At 58.2% G+C, this 20,269-nt stretch carries 20 protein-coding genes and 2 tRNA genes; 12 read left to right on the top strand and 10 right to left on the bottom strand.

The genetic code is table 11. From position 1 onward, the window contains the following. Positions 1–2: 2 nt before the first annotated feature. Together EIK79_RS04320 and EIK79_RS04315 are read right to left on the bottom strand one after the other, a co-directional pair. Positions 3–1,565, bottom strand: a complete 1,563-nt coding sequence (locus tag EIK79_RS04320) for a DNA-directed RNA polymerase subunit B'' (RefSeq protein WP_124953913.1) — start codon at positions 1,563–1,565, stop codon at positions 3–5. Beyond that, the gene (locus EIK79_RS04315; protein ID WP_124953912.1) at positions 1,562–1,792 is read right to left on the bottom strand and encodes a DNA-directed RNA polymerase subunit H; all 231 of its coding nucleotides are present in this window, start codon (positions 1,790–1,792) and stop codon (positions 1,562–1,564) included. The genes EIK79_RS04320 and EIK79_RS04315 overlap by 4 nt, the downstream gene beginning before the upstream one ends. A gap of 191 nt (positions 1,793–1,983) precedes the next feature. Between EIK79_RS04315 and EIK79_RS04310 the strand changes: the two genes are divergently transcribed. Both EIK79_RS04310 and EIK79_RS04305 read left to right on the top strand, forming a co-directional pair. Then, positions 1,984–2,056 (top strand) — tRNA-Asp (locus EIK79_RS04310). A 332-nt stretch (positions 2,057–2,388) separates the two neighbouring features. Continuing rightward, on the top strand, positions 2,389–3,534 hold the full coding sequence (locus EIK79_RS04305; protein ID WP_124953911.1) for a DsbA family protein: 1,146 nt from the start codon (positions 2,389–2,391) through the stop codon (positions 3,532–3,534). Between the two features lie 138 nt (positions 3,535–3,672). Here the strand turns inward: EIK79_RS04305 and EIK79_RS04300 are convergent, their stop codons facing one another. Then, the gene (locus tag EIK79_RS04300; RefSeq protein ID WP_124953910.1) at positions 3,673–3,942 is read right to left on the bottom strand and encodes a DUF7111 family protein; all 270 of its coding nucleotides are present in this window, start codon (positions 3,940–3,942) and stop codon (positions 3,673–3,675) included. Positions 3,943–4,008: 66 nt separating this feature from the next. Next, positions 4,009–5,151 (bottom strand): acyl-CoA dehydrogenase, encoded by a 1,143-nt coding sequence (locus EIK79_RS04295; RefSeq protein ID WP_124953909.1) that lies wholly within the window; start codon positions 5,149–5,151, stop codon positions 4,009–4,011. Between the two features lie 192 nt (positions 5,152–5,343). Here EIK79_RS04295 and EIK79_RS04290 point away from each other — a divergent pair, with 192 nt between their 5' ends. After that, positions 5,344–5,571 (top strand): hypothetical protein, encoded by a 228-nt coding sequence (locus EIK79_RS04290; RefSeq protein WP_124953908.1) that lies wholly within the window; start codon positions 5,344–5,346, stop codon positions 5,569–5,571. A 43-nt stretch (positions 5,572–5,614) separates the two neighbouring features. On the opposite strand, the gene EIK79_RS04285 is transcribed toward EIK79_RS04290, so the two are convergent. Beyond that, entirely contained in the window at positions 5,615–6,478 is an 864-nt protein-coding gene (locus EIK79_RS04285) for a 3-hydroxyacyl-CoA dehydrogenase family protein (RefSeq protein WP_124953907.1), read from the bottom strand. A 147-nt stretch (positions 6,479–6,625) separates the two neighbouring features. Between EIK79_RS04285 and EIK79_RS04280 the strand changes: the two genes are divergently transcribed. The 4 genes from EIK79_RS04280 (at position 6,626) to EIK79_RS04265 (ending at position 11,086) form a co-directional block, all read left to right on the top strand. Further along, complete coding sequence (locus EIK79_RS04280) at positions 6,626–7,414, top strand: class I fructose-bisphosphate aldolase (protein WP_124953906.1); 789 nt, start codon at positions 6,626–6,628, stop codon at positions 7,412–7,414. Beyond that, the gene (locus tag EIK79_RS04275) at positions 7,411–8,253 is read left to right on the top strand and encodes a class 1 fructose-bisphosphatase (RefSeq protein ID WP_124953905.1); all 843 of its coding nucleotides are present in this window, start codon (positions 7,411–7,413) and stop codon (positions 8,251–8,253) included. The genes EIK79_RS04280 and EIK79_RS04275 overlap by 4 nt, the downstream gene beginning before the upstream one ends. A gap of 77 nt (positions 8,254–8,330) precedes the next feature. Next, a complete protein-coding gene (locus tag EIK79_RS04270) occupies positions 8,331–9,305 on the top strand; it encodes a DUF2804 family protein (protein ID WP_124953904.1) in 975 nt (324 codons plus the stop codon). Between the two features lie 74 nt (positions 9,306–9,379). Continuing rightward, positions 9,380–11,086 (top strand): acyl-CoA carboxylase subunit beta, encoded by a 1,707-nt coding sequence (locus EIK79_RS04265; protein ID WP_124953903.1) that lies wholly within the window; start codon positions 9,380–9,382, stop codon positions 11,084–11,086. A 7-nt stretch (positions 11,087–11,093) separates the two neighbouring features. On the opposite strand, the gene EIK79_RS04260 is transcribed toward EIK79_RS04265, so the two are convergent. The 3 genes from EIK79_RS04260 to EIK79_RS04250 all read right to left on the bottom strand — a co-directional run bounded on the left by EIK79_RS04260 (position 11,094) and on the right by EIK79_RS04250 (position 12,844). Continuing rightward, entirely contained in the window at positions 11,094–11,672 is a 579-nt protein-coding gene (locus tag EIK79_RS04260; RefSeq protein ID WP_124953902.1) for a PH domain-containing protein, read from the bottom strand. Then, positions 11,669–12,259 carry a PH domain-containing protein gene (locus EIK79_RS04255; protein ID WP_124953901.1) on the bottom strand — a complete coding sequence of 197 codons (591 nt, stop codon included), beginning with the start codon at positions 12,257–12,259 and terminating at the stop codon, positions 11,669–11,671. The genes EIK79_RS04260 and EIK79_RS04255 overlap by 4 nt, the downstream gene beginning before the upstream one ends. Positions 12,260–12,385: 126 nt before the next feature. Beyond that, entirely contained in the window at positions 12,386–12,844 is a 459-nt protein-coding gene (locus tag EIK79_RS04250; protein WP_124953900.1) for a MaoC family dehydratase, read from the bottom strand. Between the two features lie 261 nt (positions 12,845–13,105). Here EIK79_RS04250 and EIK79_RS04245 point away from each other — a divergent pair, with 261 nt between their 5' ends. Beyond that, complete coding sequence (locus EIK79_RS04245; RefSeq protein ID WP_124953899.1) at positions 13,106–13,696, top strand: 2Fe-2S iron-sulfur cluster-binding protein; 591 nt, start codon at positions 13,106–13,108, stop codon at positions 13,694–13,696. Positions 13,697–13,759: 63 nt separating this feature from the next. Further along, positions 13,760–13,832, top strand: a tRNA-Arg gene (locus EIK79_RS04240). 212 nt (positions 13,833–14,044) lie between these two features. On the opposite strand, the gene gnd is transcribed toward EIK79_RS04240, so the two are convergent. After that, the gene (gene gnd / locus EIK79_RS04235) at positions 14,045–14,938 is read right to left on the bottom strand and encodes a phosphogluconate dehydrogenase (NAD(+)-dependent, decarboxylating) (RefSeq protein WP_124953898.1); all 894 of its coding nucleotides are present in this window, start codon (positions 14,936–14,938) and stop codon (positions 14,045–14,047) included. Positions 14,939–15,098: 160 nt separating this feature from the next. On the opposite strand from gnd, the gene EIK79_RS04230 reads away from it, so the two are divergent. The 3 genes from EIK79_RS04230 (at position 15,099) to EIK79_RS04220 (ending at position 18,661) form a co-directional block, all read left to right on the top strand. Further along, a complete protein-coding gene (locus EIK79_RS04230; protein WP_124953897.1) occupies positions 15,099–15,404 on the top strand; it encodes an AbrB/MazE/SpoVT family DNA-binding domain-containing protein in 306 nt (101 codons plus the stop codon). Beyond that, on the top strand, positions 15,405–15,824 hold the full coding sequence (locus EIK79_RS04225; protein WP_124953896.1) for a PIN domain-containing protein: 420 nt from the start codon (positions 15,405–15,407) through the stop codon (positions 15,822–15,824). A 167-nt stretch (positions 15,825–15,991) separates the two neighbouring features. Further along, entirely contained in the window at positions 15,992–18,661 is a 2,670-nt protein-coding gene (locus EIK79_RS04220) for a valine--tRNA ligase (protein WP_124953895.1), read from the top strand. Here the strand turns inward: EIK79_RS04220 and EIK79_RS04215 are convergent. Next, positions 18,658–20,199 carry a winged helix-turn-helix transcriptional regulator gene (locus EIK79_RS04215; RefSeq protein WP_124953894.1) on the bottom strand — a complete coding sequence of 514 codons (1,542 nt, stop codon included), beginning with the start codon at positions 20,197–20,199 and terminating at the stop codon, positions 18,658–18,660. The two genes, EIK79_RS04220 and EIK79_RS04215, sit on opposite strands and share 4 nt — an antisense overlap. Between the last annotated feature and the right edge of the window lie 70 nt (positions 20,200–20,269).

Below are 20,269 nucleotides of genomic sequence, written 5' to 3'. Positions count from 1 at the left end.
TGTTAGTCGCCTGCTGTTCGTTCGAGTGTGTCGATCCCCGCGATTCCTCGCACTCCCATCGTCGAGAGCTCTCGCTTTAAGGTCCGCTCGTCTTCGACGTTCTGTGAGAGCTCCATCGCTTGTGCGAAGTTTTTCACGAGTCCACAGTTCGGTCCTTCCGGCGTTTCGGACGGACAGATGCGTCCCCACTGGGTTGCGTGGAGGTCTCGCGCTTCGAAGTGGGGCTGGCTGCGAGACAGCGGACTCCGGAGTCGGCGGAGGTGTGAGAGCACACCCATGTAGTCGGTCCGATCGACGAGCTGGGAGACGCCCGACCGACCACCGACCCAGTTTCCGGTCGCAATCGGGTGTTCGAGCCGTTCGGTCAGCACGTCTGAGCGGACGACGGTGCTCACTGATAGCTGCCGGTTGCGCATGTTGGCTCGTTCGAGTTGGTATTTCACGTCTCGTGCGAGTTTGTTCAGTGCCGTTCGGAACAGATCCCGCATCAGATCGCCGGACACTTTCAGCCGCTTGTTGGCGTAGTGGTCCTTGTCGTCCTCCTCTCGGCGGCCTAACGCGAGCTCGAAACACGCCTCGGCCATCCGGCAGAGATAAAACGCCTTGTTCAGCCGAACTTCCTCTTCGGGGACCCCATCCTCGTGAAGGTGTGGCAGCAGATACCGATCGATAACGTAGTTTGCGCGTTTGAGCTGGTAGTTCTTCCCTTGGCCTTGGGCGACGCGCTGCCCGAGCGTTTCGATCGCTTCCGTTGTGGATTGGACTTCCGCCGCTTCCAAGTTCTCAAGCATGAACTTCACGACTTCCGGGTCGTCGCTCACACGGTGGACAATCTCTTCGTCCGACTCTAGTCCAAGCGCGCGAACGAGCGTCACGAAGTTGATACTGCCCGAAACGGACGGGAACGATACTTCAAGCAATCCCTCACGATTGCGCTCACACAGCACGAGCGCGCGGTAGCCACGGCGCTGGGAGAACGTCTTTGCGACCTGTATCGTCTCCCCGTATTTCGTGTCTTCTTCCGCGAGGATCTTGTTCGGAGCGAGATCTTCGGAGGTCATTAACACTCGCTCGGAACCGTTGACGATGAAATAGCCGCCCGGATCCGCCGGATCCTCCCCGATTTCGATGAGTTCGTCGTCTGAAAAACCAGTGATATTACATTTATCCGATCCGACCATGACCGGCATTCGACCGACCTTCGTTTCGGCCTGATCGACGATGTGCTCTTCCTCGTCTTCTCCGCCACGAACGATCGTCATCTCCATGAACACCGGGGCGGCGTACGTGATGTTCCGGAGACGGGCTTCCTGTGGATACTGTAGCTCTTCACTTCCGTCGGCCTCGCGCACACGGGGAGTCGTCACGCGGACGTTTCCGAGTTCTACCCACACCGGTTCTTGGCCCTCCTTGTCACCGATATCGGTGTCGATGGTTTCCTTTTCGTCGACCACCTCCTGCATTCCTCGGTTGAGGAACGCGTTGAACGACCGAAAGTGGTGAGCTGCAAGCCGATCCCGTGAGAAATATTCCCGGGAAATTGCGCGTCTGCTTTCTCTGTTCATTCTATTACGAGTCGGTATATTACGGCCGTTTCTGCAGTTCGTGAATCACGAACGATACGAATCACGTCTCCAGCTTCCGCATCGATATCCGCGAGTGCTGGGTCGCGCCGCTTTATTTTTGGAAGATCTGTTCGGTCGATGTTGTACTCGTCGAGCACTCCTTCGAGTGTCTCTTCGTCAACGAGCGAGTGCTCTGGGACGAGCTCGTGTTCGGTTGCGTCTACCATGTGTGTCTCTGACCAGTGGTGGAGAAGGCTATCTCGAGATACTACAGATTGATACCGGAGCGACCGGCATAAGAGTTACTACCGACGGCTAACAGCACGCTCGCCCGTGAATCTGTGTTCGATAGCCAACATCCAGCCAGCCACTTTAGAAAGGCTTAAATGAAAGAACCTAATACCAACGAATGCAGCGTGCCCGGGTGGTGTAGTGGCCCATCATACGACCCTGTCACGGTCGTGACGCGGGTTCAAATCCCGCCTCGGGCGCTTTTCCAGTACTCCTCGATCGATATGGATTCACTGCTGCCGTATTGTCTCTTAGTTTCCATTGATTATTCAGGAGCGTCTCACACGCCCACCATATTCATTCAATATTTTAACAAAAAGTAATAATATCGACGAGTGCATAGCGTATACGTACCCGACTGAGACGGAATGTACCGTCTCTTCCCACCCAATCCGCTGTTTAGGGGGTCCCAAACCGTTACTATGTTGCGGTTAAACGATCCCTTGCAACAGTTGCAACAGTCAAAACTGTCAGTAAATGGTCGTAAACGACCACTTGCCTTTTTACCCCTGTTCAGTGCAGGGGTAGACGGATGAAGCCATCACGTCGAAAGTTCCTGGCAGTTACAGGTAGCGCTGCGGTTACGAGCGTTGCTGGTGTCGGCTCTGCGAGCGCCGCTACGCCGGTCAGTAACGTCCCAGTACCGGACAACACTTCACAGATGTATCCTGTGATGGGGACGGACGCGGATAATCCGACTGCGACGGTGTACGGAAACTTCAAGTGCCCGTTCACGCAGGATTTCGTCAACAACGTTCTCCCGGATCTCGTCGACAAATACGTCGTCGAAGGCAAGCTGAACATCTGCTTCCGTACGATCTCGTATGAGCCGTACGGACGCGGTAAGACCCACGGCACACAGTCGAACGCGTTCATTTCTGACAGCGACCCCAAAATCAGTGCGACCCATCTCGGCGTGTGGGAAGAGGATCCCGAGGCGTACTGGAAGTACTTCGAGTCGATGTTCGCGGGCTCGCTCGTCAGCGGAACCGTCACTCCGGAGAAGCTCAAGCCCGTTATGGAGAAGACAGGCGTCGATAATCCTGAGGAAATTGTTGCGCGGGTGAAGAAAGGCAAATATGATAGTCTGGTGAAGGACTCCCACGAGTCCGCGCTGGACCTGAAGATAGAGCACACTCCGACGTTCGAGATCGCTGACTCGACGTTTGTCGGTCCAAAATCAGACGAATTCAACGATCTCGTGAGCTTTATCAATGCCAACCTCTCGAAGGCGGACAAGCTCCTGCCGAAAGAGGACTCTGAAGAGGTTACCTCTGGAGAGAGCAGCGGTTCTGGAAGTGGCAGCGCCACGAGTACGATCACGCTCGACGGCAGCTCCGCGCAGGGCTGGGCGAAGTACGAAATCACCGTCTCAGGCGAGTTCAAACAGGATCGGTCGATGGAGGCCTCGATTGAGGACTCGGATGTCATCGACGGCTCGACCGCAAGCGGTGGTGTCGGTCCGTGGAAGGACACCTTCGTCTACACCGGTAAGATCACCGATCTCACGCTTACGCAACCGATCGATGTCCTTCGAAACGAGAAGCCGCTCGATCTCGAAAAGATCGGCGCGAACATCAAATCGGAATCGAAAAAGCTCGACGTCAAACCCGCCACTGACTCTGAGGAGACGACGCAGGTCAAAAACGCCCTCTCCGGCGCGTGTAGCCGTCGGTGAAGCACCCGATTCAGGTCGTCGTTATCCTCACTTCGCTGGGATCGAGTTTCGAACCCCGATCTAGTTCATTTATACGCTCCACTACCGAGTTGATACGGTAGAGCGAACGTTCGAGACGGACCGGCTGTGAGCGAGTGATTACATCCCCATATCGTTCGCGCGTTCAGGGATCGGCAGATCGTTTATTCGGACGCCGAGTCGCTCGGCGGCGTGATCAAGCGCCATATCGAATCCGTAGTATCGTTCTACCTCCTCACCTGTCGGTGACGTTCGGACAGACACCATCGCGTAGCCGTCGGTGTTCTGTGCGATCGCAACCGTTTCCTCGCCGTGCTCGAACGCAAGCACACGCTCGCTTTCAGTTTCGTAGTACTGAGCCGTGATGTCGTCAGTCGCTACTTCGTCCATACTGTCGGTTCGACCGGGATCCTGTCGTAGCTGTTGGTTGGTCTCGGATGAACGCTCATCGCAGCGTCACTCAAGGAGTTGCTGGGCGATCGTGTTCCGCAGGATTTCGCTTGTTCCTTCGTAGATCTCGTTGAGTTTTGCGTCGCGATAGAACCGTTCGGCGGGGAAGTCCTTCGTGTAGCCGTACCCGCCGTGGATCTGGATACCCTCATTTGCGACTTCTCGGGACACCTCACTCGCGTACAGCTTCGCCTGTGCAGCCTCCTTGATGAACGACTCGCCCCTGATTTTCCGGTCTGCGGCCTTGTGCATCAGCATGCGGGCCGCGCTCACTTTCGTGTCCATGTCTGCGAGCTTGTGCTGAATGGATTGGAATCCGGAAATCGGCTGGCCGAACTGCTCGCGCTGCTCGGCATATCCGAGAGCGGCGTCCAGTGCGGCCTGTGCGATTCCAACCCCTCGCGCTGCGATCGTAATCCGACCCCCGTTGAGCGTTTTCAACGCTTGGACGAACCCATCGCCCTCTTCTCCAAGCCGTCGCTCGGCGGGAATCCGGAGATCGGAAAACCGGAGTTCGGCAGTCGGACAGCCCTTGTCACCGAGTTTGTGCTCAGTACCTTCCACATAGAAGCCGTCGTCTTCCTCCGGACGGACGATGAACGAGGAGATACCGTCGGTGCCAGCGTCGGAGTCGGTTTTGGCGAACAGCGTGACGGTGTCCGCGACCGAGCCGTTCGAGATCCACAGCTTTCCGCCCTCGATGACGTACTCGTCGCCGTCTTTCGCTGCGGTCGTTTCCATAGCAGGAACGTCGCTGCCAGCACCCGCTTCCGACAGCGCGAACGCTCCCACGTCCGTCCCTTCCGCCAGCGGCGTCAGGTACGTCTCCTTTTGATGTTCGTCACCGAACGCGTACAGCATATTCCCCGCGAGCGAGGTGTGCGCAGCGACAACGGTGCCGAGTCCGCCGCTCCCGCGACTGATCTCAGACAGTCCAATGGCGTACGAGTGGTAATCCAGGCCTGCGCCGCCGTACTCCTCGGGGAATGGCATTCCCATCAGTCCGAGCTCGCCCATCTCTCGAACTAGTTCCGCTGGGAATTCGTCGGTTGCGTCAATCTCGTCCGCAACAGGCTTTATTTCCTCGTCGACGAACTCCGACACCATCTCCTTGATCTGCTTTTGCTCAGCCGTGAGGCTAAAGTCCATGAACGATGGTGGGTCCTACCGGTTCTTGATTGTTAGCATCCGCTGTCAGATGCACCGTCGCTTTGTATCTACCGAGTACGACTCTTCGTTACAGCAAACGCAAGTCGTGAGATGTCCCGGCTGAACGCCCTGTTCGTCGTCTATCCCAATCCCCTCGCAACCCATACATAAACGTATATCTTAGATATATACATGGTGAAGACGATTCGAGTTCCAGAGGAGTATCACCGGTGGCTCGCCTCGCACAAGAGAGACGATGAAACGATGGGTGAGACGCTGCGACGATTAACACACACTCCGCCACCAGCAGAACCGATCATCAGCGACAAACAGGCGACTGAGACGCGTGACGCGATCGAGAAGTTGCGCAAGAGTGATCGTAATCGACTTACACGGGTGGCTGAACGCTTTTGGTCCTGACTGCTGTGTCGGACTTTAACACCCCCCTGCCATGACAGCGACGTTACTGTTCGTACTCGTAAAATCCTTCACCAGTTTTCTTCCCGAGATCTCCGGCGTGGACCTTCCGTTTGAGCAGGTAGGCGGGTTTATACCTGTCACCGAGCTCCTCGTGGAGCGTCTGGGTTGCGTCGAGACAGATGTCTAGCCCGATGTGGTCAGCGAGTTCGAGCGGTCCCATCGGGACGTTCGTGCCGAGTTTCATGCCGCGATCGATGTCGCCCTTCGAGGCGACGCCCTCGTCGTAGGCGCGGATCCCCTCGTTGATCCACGGCATCAAAATCCGATTCGAGACGAAGCCGGGTTTGTCGTCTGACTCCCACGTCTCTTTGTCCAGTTCCTCTGCGAATCCATCCGCGAGTTCGGCAGTGGCCGGTGCGGTTTTCTCCCCGATGACGATCTCGACACCGGTCATCACGGGAACGGGATTCATGAAATGGAGTCCGACGACGCGCTCAGGCCGGTCGGTCGCGCTGGCGATGGTCGTGACCGACAACGTGCTCGTGTTCGTTGCTAACACCACTTCCGCAGCGAGTGTTTCATCCAGCTCCGCGAAGATGTCTTGTTTGATCTCCATCGACTCCACAGCGGCCTCGATGGCGAAATCACAGCCGGACAGTTCCCCCAGTGCCGTGGTTCCAGTGATCCGTTCGCGGGCGGCCGTCGCCTCCGCCTCCGTGAGTGCCTCGCTATCAACGAGCCGCGAGAGGCTTTCCTCGATGGACTCGAACCCCGCATCAACGCGGTCCTGATCGATGTCGCGCATCACCACGTCGTAGCCGGCCATCGCTGCCACTTGGGCAATGCCGTTCCCCATCGTCCCCGCCCCGACGACGGCGACGCGCTTGATCGCATCTAAGTCGCGCATACTACCGGTGGATGGTGACCACCCCTAAAGCTGCCGAGATCCGATACCTTCTCTCATATCATTTGAAATACTGAATTTTGAGACGAGTTAATATTTTGAAAATCGCAGGCCGGTACACTGATTACTCCGCTCTGCAAGATTCCATCTATGCTCCCAATCACCGAGGCGCCGCTTACACGGGACGGTAAGGTACTCATTTTGGCGTACGATCACGGGCTTGAGCACGGTCCGACCGATTTCACGGACGTGCCCAAAAGCGCCGATCCGTCTCGAACGTTCGAGGCGGCCACCCACCCGGCAGTCACGTCGGTCGCGGTACAGAAGGGGATTGCTGAGGCGTACTATCCGTCGTATTCGGACGCTGTCGATCTGCTCATGAAGCTCAACGGCACGTCCAACCTCTGGATGGGCGAACCCGACAGCGCCGTCAACTGTTCGGTTGAGTACGCCCGCGAGGTCGGAGCGAGCTCCGTCGGCTTCACGCTGTACGGCGGCGCAAACCACGAGATCGAGATGGCAGAAGAGTTCCGCGAGATTCAGGAGAACGCTCGGGCGCACGACATGCCGGTGGTGATGTGGTCGTATCCGCGCGGTCAAGGTCTGAAAAACGATACGAAATCCAGCGTTATCGCGTACGCGTCCCGGCTCGCGCTTGAACTCGGTGCTGACGTGGCGAAAGTGAAATATCCTGGTTCGAAAGAAGGGATGAAGAAAGCGGTCAGAATGGCTGGAAAGACGAACGTTATCATGAGCGGTGGCTCCAAACGATCCGATCGAGCGTTCTTAGAGAGCGTCAAAGCCGTCATGGACGCTGGTGGTAAGGGACTCGCTGTCGGCCGGAACGTCTGGCAGCGCGAGAACCCCGAACAGATCCTCGATTCGCTCGAACAGATCATCTACGAGGGGGCCTCAGTTGACACCGCACTCGAAACATGAGCGTCGAGACGATCTTCGATGTCATCGCGTCGAGCACCGATGATATCCGGGACAGCTTGGCCGGACGGCGAACGTACGCAGACGGGCAGAATCCAAGCGGCGAGCAACAGCTCGCGGCAGACGTGCACGCCGATCGGTTGCTCGAAGAGCGACTTCTCGCGCTCGATTCCGTCGGTGCGTACGCCAGCGAAGAACGCGAGGAGATCAGCACCGATGGAGCGGGCTATTCCGTCGCTGTTGATCCGCTCGATGGCTCTTCGAATGTGAAGTCTAACAACGCTATGGGAACCGTACTCGGTGTGTACGACGCCGAACTACCAGCACCCGGTCGGTCCCTCATCGCAGCCGCGTATGTGCTGTACGGACCGCTCACAACGATGATGACCGCTCACGACGGCACTGTCACCGAGTACGTCGTGGAGGACGGCGCGCGTCAACCGGTCCGGGAGAACGTCACGTTGCCTGACGACCCGGTGGTGTACGGCTTCGGTGGCCGCGTCCCGGAGTGGCCGGACGATTTCTCGACGTTCGCTTCATCAGTCGAACAGGAATTGAAACTCAGATACGGTGGTGCGATGATCGCTGATGTCAATCAGGTCATGACCTACGGCGGTGTCTTCGCCTATCCGGCGCTCGAATCGCATCCGGACGGGAAGCTCCGTCTGCTGTTCGAGGGCGCTCCGATCGGCTACATCGTGGAAACGGCAGGCGGCCGCTCCTCGGACGGGTCACAGTCGTTGCTCGACGGTACACCGAGTGCGCTCCACCAGCGCGTCCCTGTCCACGTCGGTAACGCTGAGTACATCGCTCAATTAGAAGAGCGGCTTCAGACACGGTAGTACTACGTCATTTTCCACCGTTTGTTGGATCCGTTATGACCACAACACATACTTGATAGCGTATGTGTTAATACTGTATGGATCTTGGGACCGCGCCGTCCGTTCCCGTATCCGACGGTGATATCGCGTTCGGCACATACCGAGGGTCGTGTACCTCGACGGCAATCGATCTCGGCTTTCGGTTCGGACTTGGTCGTTTCGTCCGACTGCGCCACGAGAAGAAACTCCAGCGGTTTTGGGCGGTCGATGAAGCGATTGCGCTGTACGGGTCGGTCATCGACGCCGGTCCGGTTGGAATGGTTTCGTTATGGGTGTTCGACCGCGACGCAGGGACGGTACTCACCGACAGCACGTCAGTACTTCCCCCGTTCGTGGCCCGGATCGACGACAATCCCATGGCAGATCCCATCGCAGTCGCGCGCTTTCTGGATCACCGCGTGACTCTCGATAACCGTGGTGATACGACGCGAGTTTCGGGACGGATGGAACGGACGAAGTTCACGATCGGCTACGACACCCCGGCGGCCGAACCGACGACCGCTGTTCGTCCGACTACCGACGGTCGGGACTCCTCTCAGCGCGTCGTGATCTCTCAGCGATCGACATCACTTCCGGTGACTGGTTGGCTCAACGCCGACGGTCACCGCTACCGGTTTTCCGAGGACGCCACAGGGATGCTCGAATACGCCCACGGACTCGTGCCTACCACAACGACGTGGCGCAGAGCGCTCGCTAGCGGATACGCAGCTGATGGGACGGCCGTTGGCTTCACTGTCGGAGGGGATCCGGAGGGTGTTGGGAACGTCGTCTGGATCGATGGAGTGCCTCGAGGAGTCGGTCCGACGACTATCACTTCCGACGGGTGGCGGATCGAAACCGAAGACGGCTCCTTGTCCGTCACCCTCGATGTCGAATACCCTCACCGTCGCACCGTCTCCCTCGGTCCGATCTCATACCGCATTGTCCAACCATTCGGTCGGTGGCAGGGCACGCTTGGTGACAGAACGGTCGAACTCCCCGGTGTCTGTGAGATCCACGACGCGAGCTGGTAACTGGACGGTCGGCCGTCGTCGGCCGTGGCAGACAATTCGCAAAGTCCTATTAGGACCGTTTAGGAATATTATGTATGAAGGTCCGGATTGATACGGACGCGAGTGCGGAGGAAGCAAGCGCGACTGCTGCTGCGCTCGCACGTCACGCTGTCGAGGAGGTCGAAGTGTACATTGGGGACGCAGCCGAGCCGGCCGTCGTTCACACGGGCGACCAGGTCGGAGACGCTGTTCCAGAGGATGACATCGGACCGAGCGAGCGAGAGATCGCGCTCATCGAGGAGATCGCTCGCATCGAACAAGGTGGACCAGAAAAATACAAAGAACGGCTAGAAGACCACGGCAAGCTGTTCGTCAGGGACCGACTGGATCTCTGGTTCGATGATGTGCTGTTCGAGGACGGGACGTTCGCGGAATTCGACGCCGATGATCGGCTCCCGGCCGACGGTCTCATTACTGGCGGCGCGGAGTTCGAAGGCCGAACGATCCATTTCATGGCCAACGATTTCACTGTGAAAGCGGGGAGCATGGCCGAGAAGGGCGTCGAGAAATTCCTCAGAATGCAACAGCGCGCGCTCGACACAGGCCGTCCGGTGTTGTATCTGATGGATTCCTCGGGCGGACGCATCGATCAGCAGACCGGCTTTTTTGCCAACCGGGAAGGGATCGGTAAGTACTATTACAACCACTCGATGCTTTCGGGCCGGGTGCCCCAGATCTGCGTGCTGTACGGTCCCTGTATCGCCGGCGCTGCGTACACTCCTGTATTCGCTGATTTTACGGTCATGGTTCGGGACATGTCAGCGATGGCGATCGCTAGCCCACGGATGGTGGAGATGGTCACTGGCGAGACGATCGATATGCAGGATCTCGGCGGTCCAGAGGTTCACACCACTCAGTCCGGGAGCGCCGATCTCATTGCCGACGACGAAGAGCACGCCCGGGAGTTGGTCGCCAAACTGATCTCCTATCTTCCGGACAACTGCGAGGCGTCCCCGCCGACGACAGACACTGTCCCACCGACAATCTCGCCGTCGACTACCGACCGTGTCATTCCCGATCACCCCAACAAGGGGTACGACATGCACGATCTCATCGACCGTGTCGTCGATGGCGAGTCGGTTCTCGAGCTCCAACCGTCGTTTGGACCAGAGATCATCACTGCGTTCGCGCGCATCGACGGCCGACCGGTCGGCATCGTCGCCAACCAGCCAGCCCAGCGCGCTGGTGCCATCTTCCCTGACGCAGCCGAGAAGGCCGCTCGGTTCATCTGGAAGTGCGACGCGTTCGAGATCCCTCTGCTGTATCTGTGTGATACGCCGGGCTTTATGGCCGGATCGAGCGTCGAGCAAGAGGCGATCCTCGAAAAAGGGAAGAAGATGATCTACGCCACTTCGTCAGCGACGGTTCCAAAACAGTGTGTAGTGGCCCGGAAGGCCTACGGCGCGGGGATTTACGCCATGTCTGGGCCGGCCTACGGTCCCGAATCAACGATCGGGCTACCGTCCGGTGAAATCGGAATCATGGGACCGGAAGCAGCCATCAACGCCGTGTACGCCAACAAACTCGACGCGATCGACGATCCCGAGGAGCGCGCCGAGCGCGAGCGACAACTCCGTGAGGAGTACCGCGAGGACATCGACATCCACCGGATGGCCAGTGAGATGGTTATCGACGAGATCGTCCCCCCGAGTAGCCTGCGCGAAGAACTCGCAAACAGGTTTGCGTTCTACGAGACCGTTGAGAAGGATCTCCCAGACAAGAAACACGGCACAGTGCTGTAAGTTCCGCTCAGTTCGATTCGAGTGCTGCTCTGAGTGCTTGTACTTCTTCGAGGACCGCGTTCCACTGTTCGATACTCCCTGGAATTTCCGTTTCGCTCGCCTCAGAGGCGTGTGCGTCGATGCGTTCGCGAACGGATTCCGGATTGTCGATGTCGTAAAATCGGATCGCAGCCGAAACGCCGGCCGTGTCGACCGACACCGTTCCGTAGCCGAGTATTTTCTCCTGATATCCTTGCGAGAATGAACTGTTTTGGACACGGCTGTGTCTGATTCGGTCGACGCGCTTGCTGAAGACACCCCGTTTTACGTACAGCGCTCGGTCGGTGATCACGAACACCGTATTCACGACGACCAGATACGACCACGCCGGGAGGGCGATACCGGGGAGCACAAGCACTCCAAACCACGGCGTGATCTCCTCGGACAGAACCGGGGTTACGATCTCCGGAACGAGGACCACCGTGATCCCGACAACCACCAGCATTATTCCGACCATGGTGTCGGGCACGATGAGCATCAGTCGAGGATGATCGGTCCAATGCACCGTTTCCTCGGCGTCGAGTGAGAGCGCAGAGACGGAACTCATGACGGCTCCTCGGCTTCGCTGGCTGTCGGTTCCGCATTCATCCCGTCGCGTTCTGGGTTCGCCGTGTCAGCAGATTCATCGATCGTCTGATGGATCGCTTGTAGTTCCGCGAGAATCTCATCAAGGACTGCCTCGGCGTCCTCTCCATTCGCTCCATTCTCTGTCTCCGCGCTGCGCTCGTTGATCCTCGCTTGTACCGCTCGGGGCGACGCGACGTTTCGAAACCGCATCTCGACCCCACCGGTGCCGGCAGTGGCGATCTCGACCGTTCCGTAGCCGAAATACGATCCCATCATCGACTGCTGGTAGGAGGTGTTTTGGACTTTGTCGAACTCGACCCGTTTGACGCTCCGTGAAAAGATTCCCCGCTTTTTGTATACGGCTGTGGTCGTGATCACGTAGTTCGTGTTCGTGTGGTGCAGATACGACGAAATCACGAGTGGGATTCCAACGATCACCAAACACAACGGGAGTCCGACGCCGATCGATAGCAGCAAACTGAGTCGATGTGGCGTGTCACCCCATAACAACTCCTCATCCTCATCGAGCGTCAACCATTCGAACTCATCCGCTGATGGCGCGTCCATGTGTTCGATACTCATACCACGGCTGATAACTGTTGGGTGGGTTGGCTGTCTGATCACCGCAGGGTACCGCCGCTCAACTCGGCACATTCTGATGCTCAGAAATATAATTTCCGCGTCTGGCTCGTGTTACTGCTGTTTTTTCAACGAAAGTGCAGTCCGATCGAATTCGCAAACGAGCGTTTCCGCTTCGCCGTTGATCGTGAACGCCTCGACGTGCATGGTGACGACGCCGCGTTCCCCATCGGAGGTTTCGCGTTTGTCCGTCACCGTTGATTGTGCGCGGAGCGTGTCCCCGTGAAACACCGGATTGGGATGCTCGACGTTGTCATAGGAGAGGTTAGCGACGATGGTTCCGTCCGTGGTGTCGGGAATAGACAGTCCGACGGCCAGCGACATGGTGTACAGGCCGTTGACCAACTGCCGTCCGAACTGTGTTTCGTCCGCGAACGCTTGATCGAGATGCAATGGCTGCTGGTTCATGGTCATGTCACAGAACCGTTGGTTATCACTTTCACTGATCGTTCGTCGTTTCTCGTGTTCGATCGTTTCACCGATCTCATATTCCTCGTAGTAGCGTCCGACCATATCCCGAATTCATCGGCCGAGCGGGCTAAATAGATGGGGATACAGCGCCGCAAAACTGCACGGCACTACTGTTGCAGCGAAGGCGGAGCAGTCGCGGGGCGGTGCAGTCGCGGAGGCGGTATGAACCCGCAGCACCGCGAGCTTTGCTCGCGGCTTTTTTGCCCCATCTTTTTCCGCGAGGGGGGGCGCAGCCACCCGAGCGAAAAAAGGTGGGGGTGCGGAATCACAACGCTGTTAAACGCTTGCTTCTAACCGACCGTCATGGTAGACACACTGGGTCTCGGGGTGGGGATCACGTTTACGCTCATCATGGTCGTGCTCCATTTCTCGAAAGGAACCGGGTGGCGACCCCAGGAGGACATCTCAGACGAGGTGCTCGAACACCGCGCTGCCACCGTGCCCGAAACGGCATTTCCCGAGCCGATGAATCGATCGATCGGTGGAGGGGCAGCCGGGGTCGGGGCAGCCGTCGCCGGTGAGACCGCAGCCGAAGGGGAACTCGAAGAGGGCGGCGAAGCCGCCGGAGCCGACGACGATCCGTCCGCGATCCCCGACGACGAGGCCGACGTGTACGAAGTCGAATTCGTCAAAGAGGGACAGACAATCGAAGTCAAAGAGAACACCACACTCCTCGAAGCCGGCGAAGAGGAGGGATGGGATCTCCCCTACGCGTGCCGTGAAGGCCAGTGTATCTCCTGTGGTGGTCACATCACGAACGGCCACGCCGAGGAGTACGTCGAACACCACACCAACCAGATGCTCGGTGAAGCCGAACTCTCCGACGGATACACTCTCACTTGTGTTGCCTATCCGACTGCTGACCTCAGCCTCGAAACCGGCGAATCGCCGTAGTCCTCCGGCAGAGGATCAACGACTCAAAACTGTTATATCCACCCATCGAAAATCGTACGATGTGAGCCTGTAGCTCAGTGGACAGAGTTCTTGGTTCCGGACCAAGACGTCGCGGGTTCAAATCCCGTCGGGCTCGTACACCCACTTTTTTTACGGAAGGGTGCGTGGGACGCACCCTTCCGTAAAAAACCTGAACTAAAAAAGCCGCGAGCGAAGCTCGCGGTGCTACGTCTTATCCTCCGCGACTGCACCGCCCCGCCTCCGCGACCGCTCCGCGACTGCTCCGCTTCTGCGACTGACCGTGTAACTTCGGATAGTGACTGTCACTCATTCGTCCACAGAGGGTAGTCACTCCGTGCGCGCTACCTCGTGGCGTCCGAACCCGTATCGGAGCCGGTTTGCGAGTCGCCGCGAGAACCGATCTGACCGGCTGCCGAACCGTTCGGACAGCGCGGTGTAGATGAGTGGCACCGGCACCTCCTGTGTGAGCGCCTCTTCAACGGTCCATGTCCCCGTCGAGCCGCCAGCCACGTAGTCAGCTACGTTCCCGAGATCGTTACCTTCCTCCGCGAAGGCCTCCTCACACAGTTCGAGCAGCCACGACCGGATGACAGCCCCATTATTCCACGTCTGGGCCACCGATTCGAGATCGAGATCGTACCGTCCGTTTGCGAGCAGTTCGAACCCCTCGCCGTAGGCCTGCATCAGCGCGTATTCGATCCCGTTGTGAACCATCTTCACGTAATGTCCAGCTCCCGACGGTCCCATCCGCGCGTGTCCGTCCGGTCCGGTGGCGACCGCGTCGAACACCGGCACGCACGCCTCGTAGGCCCATTCGGGACCGCCGATCATCAGCGAAAAGCCCAGCTTCGCACCGGCCGGTCCGCCGCTCGTTCCACAGTCGAGATACGCGGCGCTCGTCTCCCGACTCCGTCGAACCGACGCCTCGAAATGGGAGTTGCCGCCATCGATCACGATAGCCTCCTCACCGAGTTGCGGTTCGAGATCGGATAGCGCGGCATCGATCGCCTCGCCCGCGGGAACCATGAGCCAGATTCGCTTTTCATCGCCCAACTGCTCGACGAGATCACTGAGCGAATCGGCCGGCTGTGCGCCTACGTCGGCCGCTTCTGCCACTGCTGCCTCATCGACATCGAACGCCACCACGTCGTGACCAGCAGCCAGAACGCGATCGACGACAATCTGCCCCATCCGTCCGAGACCAACGACTCCGAGTTGCATACACGGCGTTCGACGGTCATGACGGTGTGTGTTGTGATTCGGTGGAACAGCTCTCGATGGAGTTTGTCGTATTCCGGATACTGTGAAGACCACTATGTCTCTTTCATCTTATAAATATCGGGGGAGGGGGTTATGTATGATTGAGCCGAAGTTATGAATAATGAGTGGCTCGAAACCAGACACTAATTCAGAGAAAAGAGTTGTCTCTGTAACCAAACACGGACAAGCAACGATTCCAAAGCCGTTCCGTGAGAAGCTCGGTATCGACACTCCGGGAAAGGTCCTGTTTCGTGAAACAGAAGAGGGTGCGGTTGTGGTTGAGCACGTTCGCTCCCCGTGTGAGATGCGAGGTTTCGCAAAAGAACACGGCGAGGCGACGACCGACAAACCCGCAACGCAACTTCTCCAGGAGAAGCGCGAGCGGGAAAAGCAAGACCGGGATGATCATCCATCGTTGGAGAAGTGAATGTCGGTCCCCGATCGTGTCGTTTTTGACATAGAACCGATTGTTGCTCACGCTGACGACGAACCCGGAAGTGAGTCGGTCGAAGAGTACCTGAACGCTATTACCGCAGAGAACGCCACCGGGTATATCAGTCGGGTGAATCTCACCGAAATCCGCTACATTATCGCGCGAAAATACGATCGGAACGTGGCTGATGAATATCTTGACTGGCTTCTTGATCTCGGACTGACACCGGTTAATATCGAGGCACTCTGGGATAACGCTGCCGAGTATGTCATCGAATACAATCCTTCCTTGGGTGATTCGTTTGCGTTGGCAACTGCTGAAGCCGTTGACGGAACGCTTCTCGTGGGCGCAGATGACGATTATGATGATATTACGACTGTTGCGATCGAGCGGTTCCGTGAGGATCCGGCTTGACATTCCCAACAAACCCACGTCGGAGGAACACGTTTATACGCACAACCACACAACGGACGGGTATGCGTTGGTCGCCGGTAGTACGTGTGTGAGTGTCGCAACCGGAACGCGCACATCGGAGTCACAACTCTTCTCAGTTGGCACGACCGTCGACCACTCCGTAAGCTATGACAGAGATAGAGGACGAATACGATCCGGACAGCATCGAGCAGAAGTGGCGCGAGCAGTGGCAGGAGATGGGCGTGTACCAGTACCGCGACGACGAGGAGCGCCCAGATTACGTGATCGACACACCGCCGCCCTACCCGACCGGGAACTTCCACATCGGAAACGCGCTGGGCTGGTGTTATATGGATTTTGCTGCCCGCTATCACCGGTTGCGCGGCGACGACGTGTTGTTTCCGCAGGGATGGGACTGCCACGGGCTTCCGACCGAAGTGAAAGTCGAGGAGAACCACGACATCCACCGCACAGACGTTCCCCGCGAGGAGTTTCGGGAGCTGTGTATCGAACACACCGAGTCCCAGATCGACGCGATGTACGAGACGATGCTCGATCTCGGCTTCTCGCAGGACTGGACCCACGAGTTCCGGACGATGGATCCCGAATACTGGGGGGAAACGCAACGCTCGTTCGTTCGGATGGCCGACGACGGCTACGTCTACCGCGACGACCACCCTGTCAACTGGTGTCCGCGCTGTGAAACCGCGATCGCTGACGCCGAAGTCGAAACCGACGACCGAACCGGAACACTGTACTATCTCACGTTCTCCGGCGACAGCGAGGACCAACGTTCCTCGAACAGCCGGACGCAGTCCGGCGACAGCGACGGTATCGAGATCGCAACGACGCGCCCCGAGCTGCTCGCTGCGTGTGTAGGAATCGCTGTCAACCCCGACGATGAGCGCTACGCCGACCGGATCGGCGAGACGTTCGAGGTGCCACTGTTCGGTCAGGAAGTCGAACTGTTTGCCGACGAGGAAGTCGATAGCACGTTTGGGACCGGTGCTGTGATGGTCTGTACGTTCGGTGATAAACAAGACGTTACGTGGTGGGCTGAACACGATCTGGATCTTCGACCGGTCATCACCGAGTCCGGTCATCTCACTGAACGCGCGGGTGAGTTCGAAGGACTCGGTGTGAGCGAGGCAAAAGAGGAGATCGCACAGGCTCTTGCGGCGGCGGACGTTTTGAACGACCGCGAGTCTACCGAACAGTCGGTGGGGATCTGCTGGCGGTGTGACACACCGATCGAGATCTTGAGCAAAGACCAGTGGTTCGTCCGGGTCGACCAAGCGGAGATTCTCGAAACGGCTCAAGAGATCGAATGGGTCCCCGAGCACATGTACGCCCGCCTCGAAGAGTGGGCCGAAGGGATGGATTGGGACTGGGTTATCTCCCGCCAACGGGTGTTTGCGACGCCCATCCCGGCGTGGTTCTGCGAAGACTGTGGCCATGTCCACACCGCTGACGAAAGCGCGCTTCCGATCGATCCGACTGAGACTGATCCCGATCATTCGTGTCCGGAGTGTGGTAGCACAAACTGGGAGGGAGAGACCGACGTTATGGACACGTGGATGGACTCCTCAATCACGCCGTTGTACGTGACCGACTGGCCCGAATCATCGTTCGAATCGGTTCAGTTGCGCGAGCAGGGCCACGACATCATCCGGACGTGGGCGTTCTACACCATTCTCAGGACTACTGCGCTCGAAGACGAACGTCCGTGGGATCGTGCACTGATCAACGGCATGGTGTTCGGGGAGGACGGCAACAAGATGAGCAAATCGAAAGGGAACTTCGTCGAGCCAAAGGAAGTCATTTCGGAGTACTCCGCTGACGCCTTCCGTCAGGCGATCGCGCTCGGTGGACAGCCCGGCACCGATATCCAATTCCAGTGGAAAGAAGTCACGTCTGCCTCGCGGTTTCTCACGAAGGTGTGGAACATCACCAAATTCGCGTCGAATCATTTTGACGCGGACACCCCATCGATTCAGGATCCGGCCTACCGCGACGCCGACAAGTGGATCCTGATCCGGTGTAGCGATGTCGCTGATCAGGTTGAAGCACACATGGACGCCTATCGGTTCGACGCTGCGTTGCGCGAACTGCGGGAATTCATTTGGCACGATCTCGCTGACGACTACCTCGAACTGCTCAAAGGACGCCTGTATGAGGGTCGTCCCGGTGAACGGGATGCGGCTCGCCATGCCCTGTACACCGTGTTGTCGGCCTCGCTACGGATGCTCTCCCCGTTTGCCCCGTTCCTCACCGAAGAGGCGTATCAGACGCTTCCCGACGGAACCGAAAGCGTGCACACGGAGATGTGGCCGTCGCTCCAAACGTTCAACGCTGACGCCGCTCAACGGGGACGGCTCATCGTGAACGTCGCAAGCGCGATCCGTGGCTGGAAGTCCGACACCGGAATGGCGCTCAACGCGGAGTTAGATCGGATTGAGCTGTATGTCGACCGTGACGAGGAACAGCCCGCAATCGACACCTACGACCTCAGCTCTGCGGTCAACGCTCCCGTCTACATCGAATCCGGCCGGCCAAACGTCGAACTCGTTCCTGTCGGTATTGATCCCGATCACTCGGTGATCGGTCCCCAGTTCCGGGATCAAGCCGGTGCTGTCGTCTCTGCGCTCGAAGCAGCTGATCCCGCCGAACTGACGGCACAGATCGAAACGAACGGCGAAATCTCCGTTGATGTCGATGGCGATTCGGTCGCACTCGATCCTGATGCGGTCGATATCCTCGACGAACAGCGCGCTGCGAGCGGCGAGGAAGTCGACGTAATCGAACTGGATGCGGCGACGATCCTCATCTACAGCTAATCAGCACTCGACGCTGTCGGGATTCGCTCCGGTTGCTCCGTGAGATACGTCATAACGTCGTCCGAGAGGCGATTTATCACCACACGCCCGGATCGTTTCCGACAGACGAGATCATCGTCGTCGAGCCGTTGGAGGTGGTGAGTCACGGTACTCGGATCCCGATCCAGTTCGTCCGCTAACTCCGATACCGTCACGGGACCCAGGTCAGAGAGCGCTTCGATGACGTTCGCGGTCGCTTCCTCTCCCAACGCAGCCGTGAGTTCGATGCGTTCGCTATTGGTCGGATAAAAACGCCGTTTCCCATGCACCTTCACGCTCGTGATGAGTTCTTCTCGCTCCAGAACTCGGAGATGGTGGCGCAGCGTCGACAGTGAGAACTCTGTGTGGCTATTTATCGCTGAGAGATAGATCCCCGGCGTCTCTTCGATCGCCTCAAACACGATTTCCCGTCCGTCGTGTTCGAGCGGATCCGAATCGTCGTACCGACTGTACCGTAGCAGCACCATCACCTGCGAGAGTGAACTGAGGACGGTCGTGAGTCGGAACTGGACAGACACCGCGTGTGGTCTCGATACGGTTTCGGACGCAGTGCTTCCGTGTCTGAGGAGTAGCCGCACCGCAGTCGCACTCAAACCGACGGCGGCCCCCGTTTTCCGTTCTGGTTCGAACGGTGGTTTCGTTCCTCGCGGCGCGTTCGAGCCACCGTCGTTGTTGTCCGGTGGTGACTGAACTGAGACTGGGAGAGAAACGGTTGTCGTTTCTCGATCCGGATGATGCTCCGTCGTCGTTTCAGGGGACGAGGAGTGAACGTTCGTCGGCTGTCTTGTTGTTGTCGCCGCTGGCGTCGTTGCCGTTGCTGCTGGCGTGGGTGTGTTTGGGACCGTCTCGTCGATCGACGGAGTCGACTGCCGCCGTTCGGTTTCAGCGCTGATCGTCCGCTTGACCGGTGCGGAGTCCGTTCGTTCCGTTCGAGTGGCGTTGTGTAAATCGTCGTTCGCCTCCGTCGGCGGCGTGGTGGGCTGTCTCTCCGTTCGGCCCGGCAGACGCACCGCAACAACTGTTCTGTTGACGACGCGCACGACGCCGTGTTCCACTGTGTCGACGACAGTGATGGTTCTTCCTCCAGTTCGGTTTAGCGTTCGGACCGCTGCGTTGGTGAGTCGTTCCAGTGTGATGGGACTCTGATCGTCCGTTTCGCTCGTGGACGTCGGTACGGTATGACACAGTAGCGTGGAGCGGATCGTGCTGTTCGCGATCCCGATTGTTTCGGTGATATCGTCCCCGGATACCCCTTGTTCTCCTCGTTCGCTGGTGTTGTGTGCCGTGTCAGCGACTGGAACCGTGCCAGTGTCCACCGCCCGATCACCATTACTTTCAGACAAGATAGGCGGCTGACAGTCAGTACTGCCGTGTCCCTCCACATCGTCCGGTGTCGTGTGCTCGTCTGCTGGATGCGCTGCGGGCGCGCCGAGCACTGGACCGATGACAGCGATCACAAGTACGGCCGTGATGGCTGTCCGTGAATAATGTGGTGGCATCGTTGGGCTCTGTAACCGTTTGCTCCTCCGGCCGTGGTATTCCAGCAACTGCTGGCGTGCCTCAGCGACT

This window comes from Halocatena pleomorpha (assembly GCF_003862495.1).
GTDB lineage: Archaea > Halobacteriota > Halobacteria > Halobacteriales > Haloarculaceae > Halocatena > Halocatena pleomorpha.
Note: the sequence above shows the minus strand (reverse complement) of the source record. Positions and strands in the feature narration are given on the sequence as shown.

Bases quoted from the DNA above. Each gene is read 5' to 3' on its own strand.
- EIK79_RS04225 (WP_124953896.1), top strand. From the start codon at position 15,405: ATGTCGGTCCCCGATCGTGTCGTTTTTGACATAGAACCGATTGTTGCT.
- EIK79_RS04290 (WP_124953908.1), top strand. From the start codon at position 5,344: ATGGTGAAGACGATTCGAGTTCCAGAGGAGTATCACCGGTGGCTCGCC.
- EIK79_RS04220 (WP_124953895.1), top strand. From the start codon at position 15,992: ATGACAGAGATAGAGGACGAATACGATCCGGACAGCATCGAGCAGAAG.
- EIK79_RS04260 (WP_124953902.1), bottom strand. From the start codon at position 11,672: ATGAGTTCCGTCTCTGCGCTCTCACTCGACGCCGAGGAAACGGTGCAT.
- EIK79_RS04245 (WP_124953899.1), top strand. From the start codon at position 13,106: ATGGTAGACACACTGGGTCTCGGGGTGGGGATCACGTTTACGCTCATC.
- EIK79_RS04265 (WP_124953903.1), top strand. From the start codon at position 9,380: ATGAAGGTCCGGATTGATACGGACGCGAGTGCGGAGGAAGCAAGCGCG.
- EIK79_RS04280 (WP_124953906.1), top strand. From the start codon at position 6,626: ATGCTCCCAATCACCGAGGCGCCGCTTACACGGGACGGTAAGGTACTC.
- EIK79_RS04250 (WP_124953900.1), bottom strand. From the start codon at position 12,844: ATGGTCGGACGCTACTACGAGGAATATGAGATCGGTGAAACGATCGAA.
- EIK79_RS04305 (WP_124953911.1), top strand. From the start codon at position 2,389: ATGAAGCCATCACGTCGAAAGTTCCTGGCAGTTACAGGTAGCGCTGCG.
- EIK79_RS04320 (WP_124953913.1), bottom strand. From the start codon at position 1,565: ATGAACAGAGAAAGCAGACGCGCAATTTCCCGGGAATATTTCTCACGG.
- gnd (WP_124953898.1), bottom strand. From the start codon at position 14,938: ATGCAACTCGGAGTCGTTGGTCTCGGACGGATGGGGCAGATTGTCGTC.
- EIK79_RS04300 (WP_124953910.1), bottom strand. From the start codon at position 3,942: ATGGACGAAGTAGCGACTGACGACATCACGGCTCAGTACTACGAAACT.
- EIK79_RS04255 (WP_124953901.1), bottom strand. From the start codon at position 12,259: ATGGACGCGCCATCAGCGGATGAGTTCGAATGGTTGACGCTCGATGAG.
- EIK79_RS04295 (WP_124953909.1), bottom strand. From the start codon at position 5,151: ATGGACTTTAGCCTCACGGCTGAGCAAAAGCAGATCAAGGAGATGGTG.
- EIK79_RS04315 (WP_124953912.1), bottom strand. From the start codon at position 1,792: ATGGTAGACGCAACCGAACACGAGCTCGTCCCAGAGCACTCGCTCGTT.
- EIK79_RS04275 (WP_124953905.1), top strand. From the start codon at position 7,411: ATGAGCGTCGAGACGATCTTCGATGTCATCGCGTCGAGCACCGATGAT.
- EIK79_RS04215 (WP_124953894.1), bottom strand. From the start codon at position 20,199: ATGCCACCACATTATTCACGGACAGCCATCACGGCCGTACTTGTGATC.
- EIK79_RS04230 (WP_124953897.1), top strand. From the start codon at position 15,099: ATGAGTGGCTCGAAACCAGACACTAATTCAGAGAAAAGAGTTGTCTCT.
- EIK79_RS04285 (WP_124953907.1), bottom strand. From the start codon at position 6,478: ATGCGCGACTTAGATGCGATCAAGCGCGTCGCCGTCGTCGGGGCGGGG.
- EIK79_RS04270 (WP_124953904.1), top strand. From the start codon at position 8,331: ATGGATCTTGGGACCGCGCCGTCCGTTCCCGTATCCGACGGTGATATC.